General features: G+C 38.9%; 17 protein-coding genes. 6 read left to right on the top strand and 11 right to left on the bottom strand.

Annotation, left to right across the window (positions count from 1 at the left end; genetic code table 11):
- The first annotated feature begins 67 nt into the window (after window positions 1-67).
- Window positions 68-667: a TetR/AcrR family transcriptional regulator gene (locus CRO56_RS08810; protein WP_097158238.1), complete on the top strand. Its 600-nt coding sequence runs from the start codon at window positions 68-70 to the stop codon at window positions 665-667.
- A gap of 169 nt (window positions 668-836) precedes the next feature.
- Here CRO56_RS08810 and CRO56_RS08805 read toward each other — a convergent pair whose 3' ends face one another.
- The gene (locus CRO56_RS08805; protein WP_097158237.1) at window positions 837-2,519 is read right to left on the bottom strand and encodes a glycoside hydrolase family 13 protein; all 1,683 of its coding nucleotides are present in this window, start codon (window positions 2,517-2,519) and stop codon (window positions 837-839) included.
- 158 nt (window positions 2,520-2,677) lie between these two features.
- Here CRO56_RS08805 and CRO56_RS08800 point away from each other — a divergent pair, with 158 nt between their 5' ends.
- Both CRO56_RS08800 and CRO56_RS08795 read left to right on the top strand, forming a co-directional pair.
- Window positions 2,678-3,100 carry a disulfide oxidoreductase gene (locus tag CRO56_RS08800; protein ID WP_097158236.1) on the top strand — a complete coding sequence of 141 codons (423 nt, stop codon included), beginning with the start codon at window positions 2,678-2,680 and terminating at the stop codon, window positions 3,098-3,100.
- A complete protein-coding gene (locus CRO56_RS08795) occupies window positions 3,100-3,573 on the top strand; it encodes a thioredoxin family protein (RefSeq protein ID WP_097158235.1) in 474 nt (157 codons plus the stop codon). Before CRO56_RS08800 ends, CRO56_RS08795 begins: the two co-directional genes overlap by 1 nt.
- Window positions 3,574-3,630: 57 nt before the next feature.
- Here the strand turns inward: CRO56_RS08795 and CRO56_RS08790 are convergent, their stop codons facing one another.
- Entirely contained in the window at window positions 3,631-4,035 is a 405-nt protein-coding gene (locus tag CRO56_RS08790; RefSeq protein WP_097158234.1) for a YhcU family protein, read from the bottom strand.
- A gap of 137 nt (window positions 4,036-4,172) precedes the next feature.
- On the opposite strand from CRO56_RS08790, the gene CRO56_RS08785 reads away from it, so the two are divergent.
- The gene (locus CRO56_RS08785) at window positions 4,173-5,072 is read left to right on the top strand and encodes an RluA family pseudouridine synthase (protein ID WP_097158233.1); all 900 of its coding nucleotides are present in this window, start codon (window positions 4,173-4,175) and stop codon (window positions 5,070-5,072) included.
- A gap of 50 nt (window positions 5,073-5,122) precedes the next feature.
- Here CRO56_RS08785 and wrbA read toward each other — a convergent pair whose 3' ends face one another.
- Both wrbA and CRO56_RS08770 read right to left on the bottom strand, forming a co-directional pair.
- Window positions 5,123-5,737 (bottom strand): NAD(P)H:quinone oxidoreductase, encoded by a 615-nt coding sequence (gene wrbA, locus CRO56_RS08780; RefSeq protein ID WP_097158232.1) that lies wholly within the window; start codon window positions 5,735-5,737, stop codon window positions 5,123-5,125.
- A 336-nt stretch (window positions 5,738-6,073) separates the two neighbouring features.
- Window positions 6,074-6,904 carry an aldo/keto reductase gene (locus tag CRO56_RS08770; protein WP_097158230.1) on the bottom strand — a complete coding sequence of 277 codons (831 nt, stop codon included), beginning with the start codon at window positions 6,902-6,904 and terminating at the stop codon, window positions 6,074-6,076.
- Between the two features lie 147 nt (window positions 6,905-7,051).
- Between CRO56_RS08770 and CRO56_RS08765 the strand changes: the two genes are divergently transcribed.
- Window positions 7,052-7,624: a DUF4352 domain-containing protein gene (locus CRO56_RS08765; RefSeq protein WP_097158229.1), complete on the top strand. Its 573-nt coding sequence runs from the start codon at window positions 7,052-7,054 to the stop codon at window positions 7,622-7,624.
- Window positions 7,625-7,678: 54 nt separating this feature from the next.
- On the opposite strand, the gene helD is transcribed toward CRO56_RS08765, so the two are convergent.
- Both helD and CRO56_RS08755 read right to left on the bottom strand, forming a co-directional pair.
- Window positions 7,679-9,943 carry an RNA polymerase recycling motor HelD gene (helD, locus tag CRO56_RS08760; protein WP_097158228.1) on the bottom strand — a complete coding sequence of 755 codons (2,265 nt, stop codon included), beginning with the start codon at window positions 9,941-9,943 and terminating at the stop codon, window positions 7,679-7,681.
- Between the two features lie 331 nt (window positions 9,944-10,274).
- Complete coding sequence (locus tag CRO56_RS08755) at window positions 10,275-11,447, bottom strand: MFS transporter (RefSeq protein ID WP_097158227.1); 1,173 nt, start codon at window positions 11,445-11,447, stop codon at window positions 10,275-10,277.
- An 80-nt stretch (window positions 11,448-11,527) separates the two neighbouring features.
- On the opposite strand from CRO56_RS08755, the gene yeiL reads away from it, so the two are divergent.
- Entirely contained in the window at window positions 11,528-12,199 is a 672-nt protein-coding gene (gene yeiL / locus CRO56_RS08750) for a transcriptional regulator YeiL (protein ID WP_097158226.1), read from the top strand.
- A 156-nt stretch (window positions 12,200-12,355) separates the two neighbouring features.
- On the opposite strand, the gene CRO56_RS08745 is transcribed toward yeiL, so the two are convergent.
- From CRO56_RS08745 to CRO56_RS08725, 5 genes are all read right to left on the bottom strand, one after another.
- Complete coding sequence (locus CRO56_RS08745) at window positions 12,356-12,922, bottom strand: hypothetical protein (protein WP_097158225.1); 567 nt, start codon at window positions 12,920-12,922, stop codon at window positions 12,356-12,358.
- Window positions 12,903-13,559: an HAD family hydrolase gene (locus tag CRO56_RS08740; RefSeq protein ID WP_245855748.1), complete on the bottom strand. Its 657-nt coding sequence runs from the start codon at window positions 13,557-13,559 to the stop codon at window positions 12,903-12,905. Before CRO56_RS08740 ends, CRO56_RS08745 begins: the two co-directional genes overlap by 20 nt.
- A gap of 212 nt (window positions 13,560-13,771) precedes the next feature.
- On the bottom strand, window positions 13,772-13,996 hold the full coding sequence (locus CRO56_RS08735) for a hypothetical protein (RefSeq protein ID WP_097158223.1): 225 nt from the start codon (window positions 13,994-13,996) through the stop codon (window positions 13,772-13,774).
- 471 nt (window positions 13,997-14,467) lie between these two features.
- On the bottom strand, window positions 14,468-15,892 hold the full coding sequence (lpdA, locus tag CRO56_RS08730) for a dihydrolipoyl dehydrogenase (protein ID WP_097158222.1): 1,425 nt from the start codon (window positions 15,890-15,892) through the stop codon (window positions 14,468-14,470).
- The gene (locus CRO56_RS08725) at window positions 15,893-17,131 is read right to left on the bottom strand and encodes a dihydrolipoamide acetyltransferase family protein (protein WP_097158221.1); all 1,239 of its coding nucleotides are present in this window, start codon (window positions 17,129-17,131) and stop codon (window positions 15,893-15,895) included.
- Window positions 17,132-17,134 lie beyond the last annotated feature (3 nt).

Genomic DNA, 17,134 nt, shown 5'->3' with positions numbered 1-17,134 from the left:
GGCTATGGCAGGGAAAATGATTGAAATCATGTCCCAAATTTCATATGATTGGGATTGAGGTGACAGAATGAACGGATTTGAAAAGAGACGACTTCAAAAAATGGAGCAGATTCTCCATGCTGCTTTATCCCTATTCACGAAGAACGGATTTCAGAAAGTCAGTATCAAAGACGTTGCAGAAAAAGCAAATGTCTCTCAGGTTTCAATCTACAATTATTTTGGCAATAAAGATGAGCTTTTATTTGAGGTCGTCAAGTTTTATCTTGAAGAGCAGTTAAACGCGTTTCAGAAGATAATGGATCATAAAGAGCTTTCCTTTAAAGAAAAAATCGGCCTTATTATTGGAATGAAGCTTCAGGAAACGATCAGCATTCATGACGATTTCCTAAAAGCGATATTTTCATCTCCTTCTCCTAAGCTGCAAAAGCTGATCAGTGATTTTGCAACGAAAGACTCGCTCCCTTCTGTCTATGCTTTTCTGCAGGAAGGAAAAGATAGCGGTGAGATTAGTGCCTCCTATTCCCCTGAAACCATTTTACTGATTACGCAAATTTTTAATGAGGGAATTCGCCATTTTCCAGAAATGTATACAGGAATTAATAAAAAAGAACGGATTCAAGAAATTACAGAGTTTTTCTTTTATGGCTTTTTTGGTAAAAAAGAATAAGACAAGTAACCCGATTAAGCGTAATCGAATGTTACTTGTCTTTTTTATACTTTAAGCGTATAGCATTTTTAGCATAGATGTATGTTTTTCTCAGTAAAAATTTTAGATATTAACTATGTGCAATTACGCATCATGCTTCGCCTTATGGCTCGCAGCGGGAGAATTTTCTTTAAATACTATACTGATAAACCCTTGCTTCCCACGGGTTTAATGTAAGTTCTCTTGAAAATGGCTGATGCTGATCATTGCTTATCAAGATTTCAGGTTCTGACTTTGGCTGTATCTCATCAGGCAGCTGTAATGTTTGCGGATAACCGGAAACATTCGTTAATACAAGGAGCTGTTTGTTATCTAGTGTCCTCGTATAGGCATAAACGTGCGGATGTTCCTTCCACAACAAATCATACTTGCCGTACACAATAATCTCATGTTGTTTTCTAAGCTGAATCAGCTTTTTATAATAGTGAAAGACCGAATCCTTATCCTTTAATGCATTCTCTGCATTAATCTCCATATAATTCGGATTTACTTTAATCCATGGGGACCCGGCTGTAAAACCAGCATGTTCACTCGCATCCCATTGCATCGGGGTTCTCGCATTATCCCGTCCTTTCACATAAATCGATCTCATAATCTCTTCATGATTTTTTCCTGCTTCGGCTTTTTCTTTATACATATTGAGAGTTTCAATATCCCGATAATCTTCAAGCGATTTAAATCGTACATTAGTCATGCCCAATTCTTCGCCTTGATAGATATAAGGAGTCCCTTGCATCATATGTAGCAAGGTTCCGAGCATTTTCGCAGACTTTACCCTATACTCTTTATCATCACCAAGACGAGAGACGATTCTTGGCTGGTCGTGATTGTTCCAATATAAACTGTTCCAGCCCTTTTCAAAGAGTTCTTCCTGCCACTTTGATAATATTTCTTTTAGCCGGATTAAATCAAACGGCCGAAGATCCCATTTGCCTTCTGGACCGGAATCAATATCGACATGTTCAAACTGAAACACCATGTTTAGTTCATTTCGGTCCTCACCCGTATAATCAATCGCCTGCTGCGGTCTGACTCCAGGCATTTCGCCAACCGTTAAAATGTCATACTTGGACAAAACTTCTTTATTCATTTCTTGAAGAAATTCATGAATGCGCGGACCATTCATAAAATATTTACTTCCCGATACAAACATAACACCATGCGGATTGGGTGCGTCCGGCAGATCTTCAACCTTAGAAATAAAGTTGATCACATCCATCCGGAAGCCATCCACACCTTTATCAAGCCAAAACTTCATCATATCGTAGACTTCTTCTCGTACATTGCGATTTTCCCAGTTTAAATCCGGCTGCTTCTTTGAAAAGATATGTAAATAATACTCACCTGTCGTTTCATCATATTGCCAGGCAGAACCGCTAAACGCCGATTCCCAATTGTTCGGCTCTTTTCCTTCTTTCCCTGGCCGCCAAATATAATAATCGCGATAAGGATTATCCTTTGATTTTCTAGATTCAACAAACCAGGCATGCTCATCAGACGTATGATTCACCACTAAATCCATCACAAGCTTAATCCCTCGTTTATGCATCTCCTCTAAAAGCTGTTCCCAGTCCTGCATCGTCCCGAATTCATCCATGATATTTCTATAATCACTGATGTCATACCCATTATCATCATTAGGGGATTCATAGACAGGTGAAAGCCAGATTACATCAATACCCAGTTCTTTTAAATAATCTAATTTTTGAATGATTCCAGGAATGTCTCCGATTCCATCCCCATTCGAATCATAAAAGCTGCGCGGATATATTTGATAAACAACGGATTCCTTCCACCATTTACGAGTTTGCATAGTGCATCCCTCTTTCATATTGGTTTTCATACACTAGCTTACTTTTTTTTGTTAATGTCGTCTATTGTTCAGATATTCATAATATTGTCAAACTCTTTCAATTTACTTTTTGTAACCAAGCATAATATAATTTGTTAAGAAGAAGGAGAGGGTTCCGGTTGAAAAAAGATCGAAGAGAAACTTATTTATTCATAGCATGGGCTGCATCCGTTGTTGCGATGTTTGGCAGCTTATATTTTTCTGAGGTACGAATGTATGAGCCATGTGTTTTATGCTGGTACCAAAGAATACTTATGTATCCGCAAGCGATTATTTTGGGGATAGCCGTTGTTAAAAAAGATTTTTCTATCAGTTTGTATACATTAATCCTATCATCCATCGGTGCACTAATCTCGCTTTACCATTATTCTATTCAAAAAGTGAGTTTTCTGGCTGAAAATTCTATTTCGTGCGGACGAGTCTCTTGTACGGGTGAATATATTAACTGGTTTGGATTCGTTACAATTCCTTTCCTTGCTCTAATTGCCTTTATTATTATCATTAATTTCAGCTTATTAATCTGGAAAAAAGGAGTGAAATAATGAAAAAAGTTATTATTTTCCTAGTTATCATTGTTGTTTTATTCGGAGGAATGGCCTTTTTAAATTATGCACAAAACGCAGATAAGTTAAAGGATAACCCTTACGGCACAGATAATTTAGAACAGTCTACCATTGATCTGATTGGTGATCCATTATATGACAATATCATCCTTCCAGATGAATTAAAAGAAAAGCTAGCGAATAAAGAAGATGTGACGGTTTATTTCTTTAGCCCTGAGTGTGTTCACTGTCAGGCTACTACCCCTATTATTGATCCAATGACAGAAGAAATGGGAATTGACCTTGTTAAATACAACATCTTAGAATTTGAAGAAGGCTGGAATGATTACGCGATCGAAGCCACGCCAACTATTATTCATTTTAAAGATGGTGTAGAGTATGAACGGATAACGGGCGCATACGACAAAGAATATTTTAATGCCTGGTTCACTGAATACGTAGCCGCAAAGTAAAACCTAAATTAAAAGTGCTAACGGTTTATTAACTGTTAGCACTTTTTTCATTATCCATTAAATAAGTAATTGATTGGCCGGTCTCACATAGGCGCTAAAATCATTCGAACTAGCTTTTATCGATTGAAAATGCCGAAAGGAAAAGGGAAAGCATAAACCAAAATTCTGCAGTATACGGACATTTTCATTGAAAATATCCCGATACTTTTCATCGATATCTTCTCGATTTTTTACTTCTAAAATGGCTATAATAGTTTGTAAGCTTGAAATAACCTGAAAGGCTTCTTTAAGTGTACTGACATATTCATAGTGCCTTTCATTCATATGTAAGACATCCATATTTTCAAAGTTTTCTATTTCATCATCAAGGAAAAATTGTGGGAAAATTTCAGAATACATATAAGAAACTAGTTCTTGAATTTTTTCCGCTTGTTCCTTTGTCGAGGCATATACTACTTTCACTCACCGACCCACCTTTGTCATCACTCTGTAATCTAGTCGTAATATATTATCTAGAATAACATAGGTCAACCTTCATAGTCGGTGGTAATTTAAGGCATTGTAATTCAGTTTGAATATTTACATAAGGAGTATACGGTATGCGAGTTGATCGACAGGGTCCCTACCTTATTTTACCTGTAAAAGCGGAATGGGAAGGGCTTACATTACAGGATATTTTTAAAAAGAAATGGATGCTTCCAAAAAAACTGGTTCATCAATGGCGGATGGATCGTGCTGTTTTAATAAATGGAGACGATCACCATTGGAATACTCCATGTAACAAAGGAGATCGCTTAAAAATAAAAGTATTAGAGGATCAGGAATTTTTAGTTGCACCAATCTATGCAGATATTGATATTTTATTTGAAGATGACCATTGTATGGCGGTTAACAAACCACCCCATATGAAGACACATCCGACAGAAGAAAAGGAAGAAACAACCCTTCTGCATGCTGTAAGTTTTCATGTTTATGCTACTGGGGAAAAACGAAAAGTTCGTCCCATTCACCGGTTAGATCGTGACACAACAGGGGCTGTTCTGTTTTCAAAACATGAATTGGCAGGTGTCTTATTAGACGAGCGATTGACAAAGAAAGAAGTACACCGTACCTATTGGGCTGTTGTCGATGGGATACCATCCCAGAATAAGGGGACGATAAACGAACCCATTGGCCGGGATAGGCACCATCCGACAAGAAGGAGGGTTTCACCAGGCGGACAATCCGCTATAACCCTTTACCAGGTTCTAGAATCCTCCAAGAAAAAGAATCGGTCTCTGATACAATGTACACTTGAAACGGGGCGAACCCACCAAATTCGTGTACATCTTAGCTCTATAGGACATCCGCTTGTTGGCGATCAGCTTTATGGCGGTTCATCAGACTTTTATCGGCCAGCTCTTCATGGCATTCAATTATCTTTTATTCATCCTTTACTTGAAGAGAACATTACAGTAAAAGCGCCATTCTTAGATGATATGATAAATTTATTAAAATAAAAGGCTGTCCCCTTCCAATTTTTGTGGGACAGCCTTTTATATTCTGAGTGCTAGCCGTTTAATCCGCTTTTCACCCATTTTGCTACTTCTACAGTTCGTTTGGCCTGGTGTTTAACTGCACCTTCTGCGTCCTCAAGCATTTTTCCTTCTTGGTCCACCGTTACTGATGTCCCATAAGGGTTCCCCCCAGCTCCAAAAATCACAGGATCTGTGTAGCCTGGAGCAGCAATAATCGCACCCCAGTGCATCATGGTTGTATAGAGAGCATTTATGGTTTGTTCATGGCCACCGTGATAATTAGTTGCACTGGTCATTGCACTAACTACCTTATTAGCTAATTTTCCTTGTGCCCAAAGCCCTCCTGTCAGATCTAAAAATTGCTTCATCTGTGATGGGACATTACCAAATCGGGTCGGACAGCTAAAAATAATGGCATCTGCCCAATCGAGATCATCCGGCGTTGCCTCAGGGACATTTTTAGTCTCATCATAGTGATTCTTCCAAGCAGGGTTTGAAGCAATGGCCGCTTCAGGGGCAAGCTCTTTTACTTTTAAAACCTTAACTTCGGCTCCAGCATCTTTCCCGCCAAGTTCTGCCCACTGCGCCATTTGGTAATTTGTACCAGTTGAACTGTAATAGATAATGGCTAAGTTTACACTTGCCATGTCCACATCACCTCTCTAGGTAGATTCTACTTAGTTGTAGATCATTTATGATTTTAACCCAGTCCCTGTCTTTTATTCACGATTACAAATCGACCGTAAAAAGGATTAGTTGATTAAATCACAAACGTAGCTATTTACTTTTGTGATAATTGATTGGAGCGGAGGGCAGTCGACTCCTGCGGGAAAAGCAACAGCTGAAGATCCCGCAGGAAGCGGTTTTTGCTTCCGAGGAAGCTGAAGCGTTGCCCGCGGAAAGCGACTGCCTGCAGCGGAAATCAATTTGGCAGTTATGTCGGATTCTATTACGTGAAAAAAACTCCGCTAAAGCGGAGTCAATTAAAAATCAAAATTATCTGGATCGGCACCAAATCTTTCATTTTTATTAAGTCCATCAATCTGTGTCATATCTTCAGCTGTTAATTCAAAATCAAAGATATCAGCATTTTCCTTTAATCGTTTCTCGTTTACTGACTTTGGAATGATGATAACGTCCTGCTGCAGATGCCAACGCAATATGATTTGGGCTGGGGATTTTTGATGCTTTTCAGCCAGTTTCACTAATACAGGATGTTCAAGCACACGTCCTCGTGCAATCGGCGACCATGCTTCTACTTTAATATCATGCTTCCAGCAGATTTCTTTAACTTCTGCCTGCGTAAGTAAAGGATGACATTCTACCTGATTGACAGTTGGTTTTTCATTGGCAGTATTCATAAGGTCCTCTAAGTGATGGGGCTGAAAGTTACTGACACCAATCGCCCTTACTGCGCCCTCTTCATAAAGACGTTCAAGTGCTTTCCATGTATCCTTATACTTCGCCACAACTGGCCAATGGATTAAATATAAATCAATATAATCCAAGCCGAGCTTATTAAAGCTTGTCTCAAATGCTTTTAATGTAGAGTCATACCCTTGATCACTATTCCATACTTTAGTTGTTACAAAGATATCTTTGCGTGGAATGCCGCTTTCTCTAATTGCTTTGCCTACTCCCTCTTCATTTTCATAAAGGGCGGCGGTATCAATCAGACGATAACCAATATTTAAAGCGGCTTGTACCGTTTCTTCAGTTTGTTGTCCTTCCTCTACTTTATACACACCTAGACCGAAATAAGGCATCTCAATTCCATTATGTAAGGTTGTTGTCCCCTGTAACGTTTTTTTCATATACTTGACCTCCAATGTAGTATTTTCCATTTTCATGATAACCCAACTGTTATAGATTCTTCCACTTGATTCTGATTTTTTTTAGGATATAATGATAATGCTGTATTTGACGCATAATAAAATCGATACTACTTAAGGAGGTACATCATGAAGCTAAAACTTTTTCCGATTTTATTTAGTTTATTACTGATACTTGGCGCTTGCGGAGCTGCCACAGATGAGGGCAATGAAGCTGCTGATAACGGAGGCGACACAGCCGAAAATGGCGGGGCTGCTGAAGAAAATGGAGATCAGGAACAAGCACAGGAAGATGAAAATCAAGATGAAGCTCAAGCAGCAACGATAGGAGATACTGTTGAAGTTGAAGGGGTTAAAATCACCCTTGAAAGTGTTGAGGTGTACGAAGGCGAAATTAATCAATTTCAGCCATTAACACAAGATCATGCAATCGTTGCAAATTTAGTTGTAGAGAATACCAATCAAGAAGCCTATTTTATTGATAATACCGAATTTACTTTATATGACGCAGAAGGTTTTGAACTGACTCAAGCTTTACCTTCTGAGGACATGGCTTTATCTACCGAACTTCCTGGCGGAAAAAAAGTCAAAGGTACCGTTTACTTTGATGTTCCGGCTCAAGAAGGTGAGTGGGAGCTCAGATACGAATCAATGGCGTCCTTTGACGGCGAAGCGGCTGTTTGGAGATTTCCAGCCAAATAAACAAGCAGGGATTTACCCTGCTTGTTTATTTTTGATTATTATAGGTTAAAACTTCTAATTCACCAATATGAAATCACTTTGTTTTTTCCCGAGAAACAGCAATCGATGCAGCGGTCTTGTCATGGAAACATACAACAGCTTCACATCTAATTCCACTTCTTTTCGAAATGCTTCATCAAGAGCGACAATAAAGACCACATCAAATTCTAGTCCCTTTACCAAATAGGAAGGCACTATTACGACATTCTCTTTTTTAAGCTGATCCTGCTCATGAAGCAACTGGGTTGAGAATTTATTGCTTCGCTCTAGAATTTTTGCAAGTTGACGACAATCCTTCATCGTTTTTCCGATGATTGCAAAGGTCTGGAACCCTTCTTCTTTATAGCTGGAAATCCATTTCTCTACTTGTGCAATAATGTCCTCTTTATCTCGAATCTGAATAAAGTATGGCTTCTCTCCATGACGAACGACCGGCTCAACTTTAGGAGTCTTCTCAGGGATCAAAGGAAGGAGTTTGTTGGCTTCCTCCATGATTTCAACAGTTGTCCGGTAACTTTTCTGTAATTCTACATAGGTAGCTCGCGGAAACAAATCCGTTTTTATTAATTGCCAGTCGGTCATTCCCCGATAAGAATGAATCCCTTGCGCTAAGTCCCCAACTACGGTAAACATATCCGTTTCGAGCGCTGCTTTTAATGAGGCAAACTGAAGATAGCTATAATCTTGGGCTTCATCAATTACAACATTCTTTGCCCGGTAGTGCGGGTCGATTCCAAAAAGGGCTTGCTGCAGATAAAGTAATGGAGCAAGATCCTCCATTTCAAATTTTTTCTTAGCAATTAGGTTTAGGCTATACGAACATAAAACTTGGGCTTGTTTGTGTGTGAGCTTTCCATCTGAAAATCGGATTAAACGTTCGGGGTTTTCAAATAGATCTTCGTAATACTCCAAGAGTTTTTTCCTTGGAAACTTTCTTATATATTGCGGCACTGCATTCCGAATGGCTTTTTGGATTTCTTTTACCCTCAGTTCTTTCCGGTCCAAGGCTTCCGACACATAAGCTTGTCTCTTTTTAGGGTCCTTCATCCGGTAAATCGCTTTTTCAATTTTATCATCGTAAAACTGAACGATTTTATCGACCATTTGCTTCTTCTTTTGCCGTACATCATTTTGTAAAACTAGCTTCAGCTTCTCCACACGGCGATAAATCGGCAAGTATTGATAGTCGTCCCGAAAAAGTGCGGTCCACTTTTTTGCCGTAAAAATCTTGTATTTATCAACATATACATCTTCTGTAGCACGGAACGTATATTCAATATGCTCGATATATCGATCTAGGATTTGCTTCATAAGCCTAGAGCCTTTTAAACCAGAAATGGCTGCAGCCGTTTTGACTTCATCTGAATCTTGTTCAACTAACTGAATCAGCTTCTGGTCATTGATTACGTTTACTTTCACCCCGATGCATTGAAGCACAAAGTCTGTAAAGGTAAATTGTTTAACTTTTTCAACTCCAAGTTCCGGCAGGACTTCTGAAATATAATCAATGAACAACCTGCTCGGTGCTAAAATCATCAAATTTTCTGGCTGGAAATACTCTGCATAGTTATAAATAAAATAGGAAATTCTGTGTAACGCAATTGTGGTTTTTCCGCTTCCCGCTGCCCCTTGAACTATAATGGGTTTGTTTAAATCTGCGCGGATTACACGGTTCTGTTCTTCTTGAATGGTATTAATAATATCGGTGAGGCGATTGCTGGCACTTTTGGCTAAGGATTCCTGCAGGATTTCATCATTGGTTGTAAGGTCAATATCCCGAACTTCTTCAAGTTCCCCTTCTTCGATGACATACTGTCTTTTTAAGGATAGGTCACCATGATAGACCTCTCCTTCAGCCTTGTAGGACTCATTCCCAATTCGGCCTTCGTAATAAAGGTTCGCAATCGGAGAACGCCAGTCAACAATAATCGGTTCTTGATTTTCTCGTTTGTAAAGGGAAGTTTTGCCGATGTAGTAGATTTCCTTTTCTTTTTGACCCTCTCTTAAAAAGTCAATTCGAGCAAAGTAAGGCTTGGCACGGAGCTTTTTCAGTTTCTCAAGGTCGGCCTTTGACATTTCAAAGAAACGTGCGTTTGCTAATAATTCGGTATAACTTAAACTGGAATCCGAATCATCGAGGTCCTCAAATGCCAATTTCATATTTTCCTTAAACTGCTCCGAACTCGTTTCGGCTGTTAAAATCACAGCATCCATGTACTTTTTCGTAAATTGCAAACGTTTGACCTCTGCATCAAAATCAGGGTGATCTTTTACAGACATAAAGGTCTCCTTTCCTGTTTAGAAAACTAGGCAGACACGAGACTTGCTCGGAGTGCAGCCTTGCAACACCCATCCTTTTAATAGCGGTGAAATAGATTAAAAGAATGGAAAAGTTGGAAACCATGGCAGTCATTTCGCCGGGAGCAAAAAATATAGTTGTGGAAAAAACAGGATAAAAACTATTCTAATTGAAGAGAAATGCGGAATCAAGAGGTAAAATAAAAAATAATATAATTTAATCTAAAGATAAACAATTAAGAGCTTGTCCCAAATAGACAAGCCCTTCTTAATAAGATTGACTCAGCCACGAGAAGACTTTTCTTAACGAACCCTATATGGCAACAGAAGCTTCCTTTCTAAGTTCCAAATTCCGATAAAAAATTGCAAGCAGCATCGATGGAATCGTACAAACAATCATCCCGATAAAAGCGAATCTGGGCTCGATTTCGTATAAATAGCCGCCGAAAATCGTGAACACTGCAGTACTCCAGCTTAGTGCCAGCGCTGAATACATGCCTTGTGCTTTCGGAATCTGCTGATGCGGAATATTTTTGATTAAGTATTTCATAAAGGCATAATGCCCCATTGCAAATGAGCATGCATGCAATGTTTGCGCAATAGAGAAAAGAATAACATTTGGAAAAGCAAATACCAATATCCAACGTACAGTTGAACCAAGTGCCGCTAGCGTCAGCAACGAACCTACTGAAAATTTATGAAAGCTTCGATCTGCGATTAAGAAGAAAATAATTTCTGCAATCACAGCAATATTTATAATCATGCCAATTAAATATTCGGGTGCATGGATATCTAGTAAAAATATATAGCCATAGCTGTAGTAAGAAGCGTGTGCTGCTTGCAGAAAAATGACAATAACGAGTACCAAACCAAAGTGTTTGATGTGAAATAATTTTAACATGCCGCCTTTTTTGCTTTTAACTCTTTTAGGTTTTTCAGATAATACAACGGGTGTACGCATAAAACCAAGACATACGAATACCGATATGCCGAGTAACATCGCCCATAAAATCACTTCATCGCCAAACGCCCCGGTAAAGACGGTTAAGAACATGCCGCAAACAACAAACCCGATCGACCCCCACGATCGACTCTTCCCGTAATGTTTTAATTGTTTACTTTGCACAAGGGCGCCAGCCGCGCTATCTAAAGCAGGCATCAACGTTGGATAAAAGAAATGCAAAAGTAACGTTACCACAATTAAGCTGGCAAGGGAACTTGCTGGAATAAAACTAAAAATAGAAATTAGCGATCCGATTGCCATCCCATTTAATAATGCTTTACTGCTAAATTTCTCCGATAAATAAGGAAACGCAACTAATGTAGAAAAGCCTCTTACAACCAAACCCAGGCTCATAATTAAGCTGGCTTGTGAAATGGTAATTCCTTTTGTATCAATCATCCATCCTGTCCAAAAAGGCAGAAAAATCCCCCATGTCATATAAAAACTAAAAAACTGTCTGCTCATCCAGCGTTGTGTATTCAATTGTATCCCCCCATTATTTGCATGATATCATGGAGATACGTACAATAATATGAGATATCTCATATTTTTAAGGTTGGATTATGGAAATTTTAAAAAATGGAAAAAGGCAACTTTATTTGGATAAGTACTCCATTGCGCATTTATTTTCTTTTCCGATTGAAGAGTTTATACAAGTGCATGAATATAAACGCGATGAATGGATTATTCAAGAAGGCATGAGACCGGATTTTTTATTCTATGTGATAGAAGGAAAAGCAAAAATTTATATAACGCATCATAATGGGAAAGTTTCATTAATTAATTTTGTCAATACCAATGATTATATTGGGGAAATGGAATTATTAAATGAGGTTTATTATACAAAAGGGATTCAATCCTCCACTAAGACTATTTGTTTTGCAATTCCAATTCATCGCTGTCGTGTACAAATTCTAGAAGATGCAACATTTCTGCGGGAACTAACCAAGTTTTTAAGTGTAAAAGCAACACAAATGGCAACAAAGTATTCTCAAAGTCTAGCCTTCCCGCTTAAAAACCTGCTGGCGGATTTCATTTTGCAAACCGCTGATGAAGGGGTCTATAAGGAGAAGCACGTAACTGTTTGTGATTTTTTAGGCGTCTCCTATCGACACTTATTGCATGTACTTGCACAATTTTGTGATAAAGGGTATTTGCAAAAGGAAGGAAATCGCTTTTGCATTAAGCAGTATGATCGACTATATGAGCTAGCTGAGATGCTGAGGAATAAGTGACTTTGCAAGCCCATGCAAGTTAAGAAGGCCCTATATCCTTTTTCTCTTAAGCATCAATAGCCCATTTCTCCAGGATAAAATTCATGCTAGAAAAATTGCAGTATCACGGAAACAGATATTTTTCATAAAAAAGAAAGACCTACAATCGAGATCCTTCTAACTGGTCGTTGGACCGTATTCCTCAATAATCGTTCTTGTATCATATAAACGTACAAACAAAAAGATTTGAACCACTATGATTCCTATGGCGATAAGCGGTAGAAAACTCATGTAGAGTCCCCACGCACCAGGAATAATAGCCGCTAAACAAATAAATCCCATCGGAATCAAAGCAAACATTCCATATACCTTACGAAACTTCCACATTGATTTTGATTTTTCTAGCCAACTTTGCTTTTCTAATTGAAGCGCCATCCCCTCAAGCAGTTTTAAAATAAATGCTAAATACGATACTGAACTAATTAACCCTAACAAGAAATTACTATGTTCAAGAGAATAATCCCATTGCACTGTAAATAAGTCCGGTATCGATAATCCAAAAAGCAGAATCGCAAGTATTCTCGCCGTACTATATGTTTTATAATGATTTCTGGCTTCACTTAATTGATATATGATGATTCCCCATCCGGCTATGTCTGGAACTAAATTAACATTTTCAAACCTGAAGTCAAAAAACGCAATCAATAAACCAATTAATATCCATTTACACTGATGTCTTGTCATTAAGTGCCCCCTCTAATGCTTTTCTTAAATCTTGAAAACTATCAAATTTTATGACTTCTTTAGGAAACTGTATGAAAGACGTGACTGGATTCGGTACCACAAAAGTTTGGATTCCAGCAGCTATTGACGCTATTGCCCCATGTCCTGAGTCCTCGACAGCTACTGCTCGATTTGCTGCCGTTATCCCTAGCCTTTCTAAAGCTTTTTTATAAAGCTCTGGATCGGGCTTTACTCTCGCCACATCATCACTTGATACAATAACAGGGAAATAAGAGGTCAGCTCGAATGCTTCCAAATGGGATTGGATCCATTTACGACTAGAACTAGAGGCTATCGCCAATTTAATTCCTTTTGATTGTAAGGAGATGATTAGCTCTAATACTCCTTCCCTTAAGGAAAGAGACTTCGTTTTCTTTTCAACTTCAGCCACGGTTATAGCAGAAAAACTTACGGGATTAAATTTTTTACCAATTTCTCTTTCCAGCTGCTTAATAAGACTATCATCGTTTGTTCCGATTACCTTTGAAAAATCGTCAATCTGTAAAGAATAGTCAAAGTGTGACAGCAGCATATCACGGTACACTTCAAACCATAGACTTTCGGTATCGATAATCGTTCCGTCAAAATCAAAAATCACTGCTTCCAAGTTCTTCACCTTCCTTAGCCTGTTTTACCTGGCAATCAATGTTTGTTTTCTTCATTCATTTCATTGTAATATAGTTTTCACCTTTTTTTCGAGGGAGATTTGAATAGGCAAGGGTGTCGCTTCGTCCTCATTATAATCCAAAGCAAAATAAAAAACGTATCTATTAGTCGCTAACAGGTACGTTCATAGTTACATTCGCTTATTTATCTTTTCTTCTTCTTGTCTAAAGGAGTTAAAGCTGCTGCTTTTGATTTAGTCACTTTTTCTAGGTCAACTTGTACATAGATCTTATTCTCATCAACTGTAGCAACACTTAATACTTTTCCTTTACGGCCTTTAATTTTTATCTCGTCGCCTGCAGATGGAACATTTTTCAAAAGTTGATTTAAGACGAGATCTTTATTTTCGAAAAAATAGACAGAAAACATGCGGCCCTCACCTTTTTCTATGGTATGTGATTTAACATTATGTGATATTCATATGGTTTAGACCTTGTTATTGTTAATAAAATTACCATAAGAAAATCGGGCAAAAACCGGATGGAGTCGTTTGTCTGGGAATGTAGTATTCGTTAACACAATTAGTGGAACTGATGTCCAGCAGGAACCGAGTAGCTCTACACCCCTAATTTTATAGGACATACGTTCCGCTATTTCTCAAAAAAGCTGTGTTTTGAAAAATTAAAGGACATACGATCCGCTATTCAACGAAATTCATAGAAAAATCACAAGTTTTTACTGTGATAGCGGAACCAGTGTCCTTTAATTTCTGAAATCACCAGATTTGCAGCATATAGCGGAACTGATGTCCGTAAAGAATATCCGGCCCTGCTTTCTTGAAGACTATAAGCCATCCGGAACCACTTACATAAAAAAATAGACCACGATTCTATTCGCGGTCTATTTTGCCGAAACTTCTTTTTTAGCCGGTGCCTGGTGAATCGCCTGCCCCTTAATCGCTTCCACCGCCTCTAACAATGCTTCATTCATACTTGGGTGCGGATAGGAAGGAAAGAGAAGATCCTCGTCCCTAGCCACCATTTCTAGGGCAAGAACGCCAGATGAAATTAATTCTACTGCACCGTCGCCTAATATATGAACGCCTATCACTCGGTCTGTTCCGTTTTCTTTTAAAACTTTTACAAAGCCGTCCTTTTGTTCCCTTAAGCCAGCATAGCCATTGCCGGCTATCGAAAATTGGCCGACTTCATATTCCAGGCTGATTTCCTGTGCTTCTTCCTCTGTCATTCCGACCGCTGCAATCGAAGGGATTGTATGGACAACAGTCGGCAGATAGGAATCATCCCACTCAGAAGGAATCCCTGACAAAACTTCTGCAGCCACCTTTCCTTGTCGAATCGCTTTGACCGCGAGCTGTTTACCACCCGTAACATCACCAATAGCATATAGATTTCTTACCGAGGTACGACATTGTGAATCTACTAAAATAAATCCTGATTCGTCAAGCTTCATTCCGAGGCGGTCAATTCCTAAGTCAGATATATTGGCTTCATAGCTTGCGCTGCTGTAAAAATATTCGCCCAAAAGCTGATGTATCTCACCTTTAGAATTCTTTACTTGAATTTCAATGATATTCTCGGCTTGTACAACCTTTGTAATTTCGCCTGATATAAATTTAATTTTTTTCTTCTTGAACTGTCTTTTTAATTCCTTTGAAATAGCTTCATCGAGATAAGAAAATTCGCGTTCTTCACAAATACAGGTTACTGTACTTCCTAAAGCCGCATAGGAAAATGCCACTTCAAGTGCCAAATAGTCTCCTCCGCTTACAATCAATGAGGAAGGAATTTTTTCGATACTATACACAGTTCTTTCGTTGACGATGTTCTTGGTTCCATTAAAATGTGGAATTGCCCGATTCCCCGTTGCAATAATGGCGTGATTAAACCGATATACATCAAACTGGTGGCCGTTTTCTACTCCAATTCGGTCATCAGATAAAAAGGTGGCACTTCCTTCAATTCTTTCAATTTTATTCGCTTTACACAGTGCCTCTACACCCGCTCTTAGCTGTGTAATAACTTGATTCTTATAAGTTTGAAGCTTTGTAATATCAAAGTTAGGCTTCTCCATCTCAAAGCCCAGCTTTTCGAAATGGGGAAATGCTTGGCTTTGTTTAGCTGCTTCCGCAAATACTTTTGAAGGAATACACCCTTCATTTAAGCAGACACCGCCCATATGATTTTTCTCAACCAGTGTTACTTCTTTCCCTAATTGAGCAGCACGAATTGCAGCTGAATATCCGCCGGGTCCACCGCCAATAATGATGACATCACGTTCCATCGCTAATTCTCCAACAACCATTTAGACCAGCTCCACTAGTAATAGACTTGGATTTTCTAGTAATTCAGCTAACCGATTTGTAAAGGCTACGGCTGTCGCTCCATCTGCAACCCTATGATCAAAAGACATTGAGACATTCATTACATTCCCGATTACAATCTCTCCATTTTTAACAATTGGTCGTTCTTTCGTTTTATGGAAGGCGAGGAGAGCTGTTTCTGGATAATTAATAATTGGAGTTGCCCCAATGCTGCCAAGAGGACCCACATTTGAAATCGTAAAGGTGCTGCCTTGGAGGTCTTTAGCTGAGAGTTTATTTTCCAGTGCTTTTTTTGTACATTCTTTCATTTCATGATGAATCGTTAAGATAGACTTCTTTTCAACCTGATGAATGACCGGTACAATTAGACCCTCTTCCGTATCGGTAGCGAGACCAATGTTGTATTCCTTTTTAAGTCTGATTACACCTTGCTCTTCATCCAAATAAGCATTAAAAATCGGATAATGCTGTAAGGCTAGTTGGACTGCCTTTACAAAAAAAGCCCCTAATGAAACATTTTTTCCCGCATCTTTTAATTGCTTTTTCATTTTCATTAATTCGGTGATTTCTAGTTCTTCGAAGTGGGTGACATGTGGAATCGTATAAAGAGATTGGACCATTTTTTTGGCAATTTGTTTTCTCCGCCCGTTAAAAGCAATGGTTTCCTCATCCTTTTTCTCTGCGGCTCGTTGTGGTGAGAGCAGTGTTTCTTTGACCCTTGTATCAATGGCTACCGCAGCCTCATCATTCCCCTTTAACGAATCGATATATCGATAAACATCTTCATCAGTGATTCTCCCTGCAGGTCCTGTTCCAGTAATCCGGTCAATTTCGACTCCGTTATCACGAGCGATTTTTCGTGTGTAAGGTGCCGCTAATACAACCCTCTTTTGTTTTAGAGTTTTATCTGCTGGTTTTAGTTTATGGATTTCCTCTGCAGCGCTTGTTTCAACTGTTGGTTGTTTTTCCGGTGCTGCTGCACCACCCTTCGCTTCAATTAAAATCAGTGTGGTGCCAACTGTTACAGTTGTTCCGGGCTCTACTATGATTTCTTTAACAATCCCGTCAGCAGGACTAGGGAGCTCTGCCACCATTTTATCGGTTTGAACCTCCACTAGCGGCTGATCGCTTTTAACATGATCCCCAGGCTTGACAAAATAATGGATAATTTCCCCTTCTGTCATGCCCTCCCCAATATCATGAAGCTTCACCTCAAGCATGAA

Source organism: Bacillus oleivorans (assembly GCF_900207585.1).
GTDB classification, from domain to species: Bacteria; Bacillota; Bacilli; order Bacillales; family JC228; genus Bacillus_BF; species Bacillus_BF oleivorans.
Note: the sequence above shows the minus strand (reverse complement) of the source record. Positions and strands in the feature narration are given on the sequence as shown.

Bases quoted from the DNA above. Each gene is read 5' to 3' on its own strand.
- CRO56_RS08795 (WP_097158235.1), top strand. From the start codon at position 3,100: ATGAAAAAAGTTATTATTTTCCTAGTTATCATTGTTGTTTTATTCGGA.
- helD (WP_097158228.1), bottom strand. From the start codon at position 9,943: ATGTCTGTAAAAGATCACCCTGATTTTGATGCAGAGGTCAAACGTTTG.
- CRO56_RS08770 (WP_097158230.1), bottom strand. From the start codon at position 6,904: ATGAAAAAAACGTTACAGGGGACAACAACCTTACATAATGGAATTGAG.
- lpdA (WP_097158222.1), bottom strand. From the start codon at position 15,892: ATGGTTGTTGGAGAATTAGCGATGGAACGTGATGTCATCATTATTGGC.
- yeiL (WP_097158226.1), top strand. From the start codon at position 11,528: ATGGAAATTTTAAAAAATGGAAAAAGGCAACTTTATTTGGATAAGTAC.
- CRO56_RS08735 (WP_097158223.1), bottom strand. From the start codon at position 13,996: ATGTTTTCTGTCTATTTTTTCGAAAATAAAGATCTCGTCTTAAATCAA.
- CRO56_RS08785 (WP_097158233.1), top strand. From the start codon at position 4,173: ATGCGAGTTGATCGACAGGGTCCCTACCTTATTTTACCTGTAAAAGCG.
- CRO56_RS08725 (WP_097158221.1), bottom strand. From the start codon at position 17,131: ATGCTTGAGGTGAAGCTTCATGATATTGGGGAGGGCATGACAGAAGGG.
- CRO56_RS08765 (WP_097158229.1), top strand. From the start codon at position 7,052: ATGAAGCTAAAACTTTTTCCGATTTTATTTAGTTTATTACTGATACTT.
- CRO56_RS08810 (WP_097158238.1), top strand. From the start codon at position 68: ATGAACGGATTTGAAAAGAGACGACTTCAAAAAATGGAGCAGATTCTC.
- CRO56_RS08805 (WP_097158237.1), bottom strand. From the start codon at position 2,519: ATGCAAACTCGTAAATGGTGGAAGGAATCCGTTGTTTATCAAATATAT.
- wrbA (WP_097158232.1), bottom strand. From the start codon at position 5,737: ATGGCAAGTGTAAACTTAGCCATTATCTATTACAGTTCAACTGGTACA.
- CRO56_RS08745 (WP_097158225.1), bottom strand. From the start codon at position 12,922: ATGACAAGACATCAGTGTAAATGGATATTAATTGGTTTATTGATTGCG.